The following is a 391-nucleotide window of genomic DNA, read 5'->3' as shown; positions in this document are numbered from 1 at the left end:
GAAACGATGTGGAAAGGCCCAGACAGCCAGGAGGTTGGCTTAGAAGCAGCCATCCTTTAAAGAAAGCGTAATAGCTCACTGGTCGAGTCGGTCTGCGCGGAAGATGTAACGGGGCTAAACTATGCACCGAAGCTGCGGATTTGAGCATACCACCCAAGCTATTTTGATTAACGTTGACAGCGCGAAGCGCCCAACGTTCAAGCGCCCCCGAACGTGAGTCGGTGGTAGAGATAGTTTCGGGGTATGCTCAAGTGGTAGGGGAGCGTTCTGTAAGCCGTTGAAGGTGAACCGGGAGGTTTGCTGGAGGTATCAGAAGTGCGAATGCTGACATGAGTAACGATAATGCGGGTGAAAAACCCGCACGCCGGAAGACCAAGGGTTCCTATCCCAT

1 rRNA gene is annotated in these 391 nt (G+C 52.9%); it reads left to right on the top strand.

The features are described from left to right. Nucleotides 1–391: ribosomal RNA gene (locus JIG37_RS18145) — 23S ribosomal RNA — on the top strand; the annotation flags it as partial.

It is taken from the genome of Pseudoalteromonas sp. bablab_jr010 (assembly GCF_016464105.1).
Classification (GTDB): domain Bacteria; phylum Pseudomonadota; class Gammaproteobacteria; order Enterobacterales; family Alteromonadaceae; genus Pseudoalteromonas; species Pseudoalteromonas simplex.
Note: the sequence above shows the minus strand (reverse complement) of the source record. Positions and strands in the feature narration are given on the sequence as shown.